This is a genomic window from Shewanella sp. T24-MNA-CIBAN-0130 (assembly GCF_040310185.1).
Classification (GTDB): domain Bacteria; phylum Pseudomonadota; class Gammaproteobacteria; order Enterobacterales; family Shewanellaceae; genus Shewanella; species Shewanella psychromarinicola.
In genome coordinates this window covers 20316-27644 of the sequence record NZ_JBEOPP010000061.1, presented here as the reverse complement: position 1 = coordinate 27644, position 7329 = coordinate 20316, and the positions used below count along the sequence as shown (strand labels likewise).

4 protein-coding genes are annotated in these 7329 nt (G+C 39.9%); all 4 read right to left on the bottom strand.

Annotation, left to right across the window (positions count from 1 at the left end; genetic code table 11):
* Positions 1-2249 precede the first annotated feature (2249 nt).
* Entirely contained in the window at positions 2250-3149 is a 900-nt protein-coding gene (gene galU / locus AAEZ02_RS18560; RefSeq protein ID WP_351124411.1) for a UTP--glucose-1-phosphate uridylyltransferase GalU, read from the bottom strand.
* A gap of 50 nt (positions 3150-3199) precedes the next feature.
* Positions 3200-4273 (bottom strand): UDP-N-acetylglucosamine--undecaprenyl-phosphate N-acetylglucosaminephosphotransferase, encoded by a 1074-nt coding sequence (gene wecA, locus AAEZ02_RS18555; protein ID WP_351124408.1) that lies wholly within the window; start codon positions 4271-4273, stop codon positions 3200-3202.
* 171 nt (positions 4274-4444) lie between these two features.
* Positions 4445-5515 carry a UDP-N-acetylglucosamine--undecaprenyl-phosphate N-acetylglucosaminephosphotransferase gene (gene wecA / locus AAEZ02_RS18550; RefSeq protein ID WP_351124405.1) on the bottom strand — a complete coding sequence of 357 codons (1071 nt, stop codon included), beginning with the start codon at positions 5513-5515 and terminating at the stop codon, positions 4445-4447.
* Positions 5516-5889: 374 nt separating this feature from the next.
* The gene (locus AAEZ02_RS18545) at positions 5890-7056 is read right to left on the bottom strand and encodes a nucleotide sugar dehydrogenase (protein ID WP_351124402.1); all 1167 of its coding nucleotides are present in this window, start codon (positions 7054-7056) and stop codon (positions 5890-5892) included.
* Positions 7057-7329 lie beyond the last annotated feature (273 nt).

Sequence of the window (7329 nt, the reverse complement as noted above, 5' to 3'; positions counted from 1 at the left end):
GAACCTAGCAGGACGAAGTCCGCTCTAGAACCTAGCAGGACGAAGTCCGCTCTAGAACCTAGCAGGACGAAGTCCGCTCTAGAACCTAGCAGGACGAAGTCCGCCCTAGAACCTAGCAGGACGAAGTCCGCCCTAGAACCTAGCAGGACGAAGTCCGCTCTAGAACCTAGCAGGACGAAGTCCGTCCTCTGGCGAGCTTGTGAGTTCCTAGAACCTAGCAGCGAAGCGCTCTAGCAGGACGAAGTCCGCCCTCTGGCGAGCTTGCGAGTTCCTAGAACCTAGAACCTAGAACCTAGAAGCGTAGCAAGTTGAGCATATTTAAATCATGGAATATATAACAAGCAAGAACTGCAAAGGGGATTATGTCGCAGAGGTCAAAAACACTGATAAGTGACTAAAGCGTTACTTTATCGTTGTTTTTGAGAAAAGCATGAATAATCCGTTATTCGTTATTCGTTATCCGTTATTAGTTCGTTCAGAGATTATAAAAGCCTAGAGCGCTTTAAAAGCAAGCGCCTAGATCGCTGCGCGGCTAGAGGCTAGGAATAAGGCGCCTGCGGCTGCTAGGACGACCTGCGGTCTTCGAGGACGCTTCGCTGCTAGATGCTATACAATCAACAGCCAAGTAGTGCTAGATGACAAGCCTACAGCCTAGTCGCGCAGCGGCTCAATTTTAGCAGCGAAGCTGTCCCTAGAAGCGAAGCGCTCTAGAAGGACGAAGTCCGCCCTCTGGCGAGCCTGCGAGTTTCTAGAACCCTATCGTTAAAATTTAGACACGCTACCGCCCATAGGTTACGGCTCCAGCATGCCAAAAGATTAAGCGAAAGTGTATTTTTTAAGCACTTACAACCAAACTAGGTCGAAAACCCATTTAGGGTGGCGATTATACACAAAACGTCAATAAGTTGCTGACGGAAAAGTAAATAATCTGCATGTTTTTGCCATTATATTTCTGTGATATTTTAGAAATGATACATCGCAAGTAAACTAATATTGAGATTCAAACCCTTTATAGATCAGAATAATAATAATAATAAACGACCGCCCTTACAGTGAATCACTTCACATACTGTAATTATTTTTCATGACAAAAAAAGATATTGCCTAGGCAATATCTTTACTCTGGTTAAAAAAACACATTAATCGGATATTTATCATTTAACCTCCCATTAACATCATCTTTTGCCCGTTTGGTCACAAATATTAGTTGAAATTGATTAAAAAGCCTTTTTATATTCTGATGCTGAGTGGTCATACTAGATTTTCATACTGAGGGCTCATATTGCTTGCGACATAATAGCCAAAGTTTCAGTCAGAACGTTTAATATCCTCGCGGCCATCGTTTTACGCGAGCAAGATTGTCGGACTCGACATAGCAAATGAGCATAGCCCACGTGAAGCCACGTACTTGTTTGCAGAAAATTTGATGTGAAAAATTGTTGAACAATATTGACACTCTGGTGCGTTACAGGATGGCCATAAACAAATAGTTAACCCCCTGCGAGGGTTAAACTCAGTCCACATATTGCGTTGATGTTAACAAAACCATCAATACCTCGCCTTCCCTTATGGTACTAATTATTGTTGGGGAGATGCTTGTAGAGCCACTATGATGGCTTTGCTTTTGTCGGTTGGAGAACCTTTTAGACTGTCACTGTAAGTGAAACGTTGCGCTAGCAAATTAATCTGTTTGGCCACAACAGTATGTTGCGCTAACTAAAGCTAATACCGCTAATGCGAGCAATCTGGTATTTAACATCAACTCGGGATTAAACAGTTGTCAAAGCCCTTTTGTCCCGCTAACTGCGTTTCGTTGCCTTGACTTGCATTGCCTTACAATAGCCTCGCGATTGACGCAGCTATTAGCTCGACCATTTAGCCTACTATTAACAAGAGAAGGCGCCTTGTTAGTAAAGCACATGGCAAGTTAGATATTGCAGACTTGAAATGAACCCGTTTTTAACGGTTAATCCCCTCACTTAACTCGAGATTAGGTTAGGCTTGAATTTAACCCTGAAGAACGTCATGCCATCAATTAAGACTCTAAGTATAAAGCAATCAATAACCGTTCTTCTCTAGTTAATCAGGTAGACAAGTTATATTCCAAATGACAAAAAAAAACCCAATGTGATATTGGGTTTTTCATTAAATAAAGGCGGCATATTAGGGTCTAGGGCCTGTCGTTAAGACAATAAGCGAGTAATTTTATAGCTGCACTAAAATTTTAGGTTGGTTTTTAAGTTTGTCTTTTAGCTTTTGGTTGATCGATTTTGTAGCATTTTCTCAACGCATTGTTTGAAGTCTGCGCCTAGCTTTGCATCGCGCAGGCCATATTCAACAAAAGCATTCATATAGCCTAGTTTGTCACCGCAATCGTGCGACTTACCGGTCATGTTAAAAGCTTCAACCGTGTCTTGCTCAATCAACATATCAATGGCGTCGGTTAACTGAATTTCATCTCCGGCTCCGGCAGGCGTTTTCGCCAGTAAACGCCAAATCTTTTCAGATAACACATAACGGCCCACTACGGCTAAATTTGACGGTGCTTCACCAACATCAGGCTTTTCAACCATGGCCTTAATTTTAGCAGAATCACCTGGGGCGATATCTACACCACCACAATCAGCAATCCCGTATTTATTCACATCTTCTTCAGGTACTGGGGCCACCATAATTTGGCTGGAAAATGTCGCTTGATAGCGCGCTATCATCGCAGCTAAGTTTTCAGTTTTTTGATTAGCGGTATATTCATCTAACACCACGTCGGGTAATACAACTGCAAATGCATTATTGCCAATACATGGGTAAGCACACAACACCGCGTGACCTAAGCCTTTGGCTTCACCTTGACGGACTTGCATAATTGTCACATCTTTAGGACAAATCGCTTGCACTTCTTCAAGCAACTGACGTTTAACGCGCTTCTCTAAAGTGGATTCAAGCTCATATGATTTATCAAAGTGGTTTTCAATGGCATTTTTACTGGCATGAGTCACCAGCACAATCTCTTTCACGCCGGCGGCAACGCACTCATTGACAATATATTGAATAAGCGGCTTATCGACCAATGGCAACATTTCTTTTGGGATCGCTTTGGTTGCTGGCAACATACGCGTGCCAAGACCAGCAACAGGAATAACTACTTTCATCTAAACCCCTTAAAAATAGAACACTTGAGTAACAGTTACAATGCTAAAAATTAATCATTGCGCTTTAACCAAGTAAGAATTTGCCAGACATGAGCAAGTGCCCAATTGTAAGCAACAAATAACACGATAAACACACTAAACATTATCGAATCTGGAACCTGATATAACTCACCAGCAATACCACATACCGCGAGTAATAAAGACAGCAGAGTAATTCTAACAAGCGTCTGTTTACGATTAAAACCGGCACGTTCAAAGATATGGTGTAGATGATCACGATCGGGTTTAAACGGAGAAAATCCTTTTCTGATCCTCCTGTACATAATGGCCGTCATATCCATTAATGGTATCGCGATCAGAAACAAAGCAGTTACAGGCGAGAACGACACACTATTTAATACATCTCCCTGATGTACATTGTAAGATTGAGTGCCTAATACTAATAGCCACACCACGGTTAACCCTATTAGCATACTACCAGCGTCACCCATAAATATTTTTTGCACCGAATTAAAAGGCCAACGGAGGTTGAAAAACAAATAAGCAAGGATAGCGGCATCAAAGAGTAAAGGTAACAAAAACCAATCATTTCCAGCACGATAAAATAAAAATGATAAGGATGTAAACGTCACAAGGCTGAGCATTCCCGCAAGACCATCAATACCATCAACCATATTAAACGCATTGATTGAGCCAATAACGGCAATAACCGTGACTAAAATACCAACATAGCCCAATTTAAACTCAAAAAAGTAAAAAATATCACCCAGTGTCGTGAGGTAAAAACCTGCACCAAAAATGAGTATTGACGCGACAATCACTTGAGCCACTAGTCGTAAACGAACGGACAAATCATAGCGATCATCTAGTACACCAAGAAAAAGGATCAATGATGACGAAATGAGGTACAAATTAAGGGTTTGACTGCTTCGAATAAACAGGCTAGATGCTAATAAAACACTGAAAAAAATCGCTATTCCTCCGATGAGAGGGATCGCACCATTATGACATTTACGCTCATTCGGTGTATCTAATAAGCCAACCTTGGCAGCAATAGGATTGAATACTAATATGGCAGTAAAACTTAATAAAAAAGCGGTTATAAACGGAACTAAATAGTCCATCATCTCATCCTTAAGTACATATAAAACTAGATATTGTAAAACGATACAGTGTAAAAATATGGTCGAACCGTGATCAAAACGGCATCATATTACCACTCTTACGAATAATAAAATAATTAATCTTATGCACTTATACTTATAATAAATTGGTAGCCAACAAAATCATTCATCTTATGACTGAGTAAACTTAAAGGTTTTATGTAAAAAAGCGGTTATTCGCCAAATATTCGCAATGACAGAAAAATAAATAGCAAAAGTAACTAAAAACGAAAAAAACATAAGCGATTCAGAAACATCATACAGCTCTGATAAAATACCAACACCAGCCATGACCGAAGCTAACAGACAAATCACCAATAATGCGGTACTTGAAGTCAATCCCATACGCTGGAAAATATGATGTAGGTGCTCCCTGTCAGGTTTAAAAGGCGATTGACCTTTTCTGATCCTTCTGGTCATGATGCAAACCATGTCCATCAGCGGTAATGCAATAAACCATAATGCGGTTACAGGACGAATAACCAACACATTGTCGCTTTGGCTGGCTTCAATTAGCAACCAAATCGCGGTAAAACCAATAAACATACTGCCCGCATCCCCCATAAATACCTTGAACCGCCGGCCAAACGGAAAGCCTAAGTTAAGCATAATATACGGGAGCATTGCGCAAACAAACAATATGCAGAAGAGCGCTAAATTGTCCTTCCCAGACAGAAAAAACATCAAACCCAGGGCAGAAAATGTCACCGAGGCCAGGCCTCCTAATAACCCATCAATACCATCGACCATATTAAAAGCGTTGATAGCCCCTATAACGGCAAAAATAGTGACTAGATAACTGAGGTAGGTTGGAATGGTGAACGCTTCATGCGTAAACATCGCACCAAGGTAATGTAAGCTTTTATACCCTATGAGGATCATCGCTAACGAGATCCCCGCTTGAACAACCAAGCGAGTTTTAAAACTTAAATCAAAACGATCATCCAGCGCCCCTAAAACGATAAGGATGCTAGAGCAAGCAAGGTAAAGTAACAGTGAACGAGTAATTGGAAAAAAAATAAATAAAGTGATCATGAATGCACAGTATATCGAAATACCGCCAATCAACGGGATTTGCCCAATATGATGTTTACGTTCATTAGGCTTATCAACTAAGCCAATGCGTTTGGCGAGCTTTCTGAAGACAAACAAGCTAATGAAAGAAGCACAAAATACAAATAATACAGCCGAAATCGTTGACATAAATGACTCTATTCAGGACAAGTTCTGGTTAGTAAAACTAAGCAATATGACTGAGATTAATTTGCGCGACAAAAATAAAAAAACCGCTTTTGACTCAATACCTAACGCAAACGAAAACACTTTTAGCTGAAAATGACAGTGTATTTGATACTCGGTCATTGTCAGGCGTGACGGAGGATAAGGCAATAAACACTATGTTAAATAGTGATATTGGGGGTAAAAAAAACAGTAAACACGATGTAAAATAGTGATGTTGAAGGGTGAAAGAGCCGTAAAAAAGTGTCTCACAACTGTCTCACCCACTGTATAAACAATTGATTTACAAACTCATAAAAATTAATACTAATAGTACCGACTATTGATAGAGTGAAGAGTTAATCCGCACCAAACAAATCTCGAGTATAAACTTTATCAGCCACATCACGGATCTCATCAACCATACGGTTTGATACAATCACATCTGAAATGGCTTTAAACTCCTCAAGCGACTTGATGACTTTTGAGTGGAAAAACTCAGTTTCTTCAAGCACTGGTTCATATACCACAACTTCGATACCTTTGGCTTTCAAACGCTTCATGATCCCTTGAACACTTGATGAACGGAAATTATCAGAACCTGCTTTCATGATTAATCGATAAATTCCCACAACCTTAGGTTCACGTTTAAGAATGGACTCTGCAATAAAGTCTTTACGGGTGGTATTGGCATCTACAATTGCACTAATAATATTATTGGGTACATCGGCATAGTTTGCGCGAAGTTGCTTGGTGTCTTTTGGTAAGCAGTAACCGCCATAGCCAAATGAAGGGTTGTTATAATGATTACCAATGCGTGGGTCTAAACTAACCCCTTCAATAATTTGTCGAGAATTTAAACCATGAGATTCAGCATAAGTGTCTAACTCATTAAAGTAAGCAACTCGCAATGCCAAATAGGTATTAGAAAATAATTTAATCGCTTCTGCTTCAGTAGAATCAGTAAATAATACATCAATATCTTTTTTTATTGCACCTTCAACTAATAAGTTAGCAAACACTCTAGCTCGCTCGCTTTGTTCACCCACGACAATACGCGACGGATAAAGGTTATCGTACAACGCCTTGCCTTCACGCAAAAACTCAGGTGAGAATATGAGGTTGTCACAACCTAATTCTTGTTTGATGCGCGTGGTATAACCCACTGGGACTGTAGATTTAATTATCATCACAGCAGATGGATTAATCGCCATAACATCATTAATCACAGCCTCAACTGAAGAGGTATTAAAATAATTAGTTAATGGATCATAATCTGTAGGGGTCGAAATAATGACATAGTCAGCATCTTTATAAGCTAAATTCTTATCTAGTGTTGCGGTAAAATTCAATGATTTGTTTATTAGAAAGTCTTCAATTTCAGTATCTGCGATAGGCGAGATACCTTGATTAAGCATGGCAATTTTTTCTGCAATAATATCAATCGCAATCACGTCATTGTGTTGCGCTAACAACATAGCATTTGAAAGGCCTACATAGCCTGTACCTGCAATAGCAATTTTCATATTCTTAATAAATCCTTAAAAAAAGGCATCCATTATGATGAGTGCCTTAAAAGTCGCTGGGGCCTTTAATCGAACGATAAACATGGACTTATGCAGCTAAATGCATGTCCGCATCATACTGATATTGGTCAATAACCTCAGCCATAGATTTAGCACCACAAATGTCTACTTGCATAAAATGGTAACGCTCATTGTTTGCTACCGTTGCCCTTGGCTAAATATTGCCTAAATAGGTAAGACCATCTACATTTATGATTGAATCGTTGGTAGATT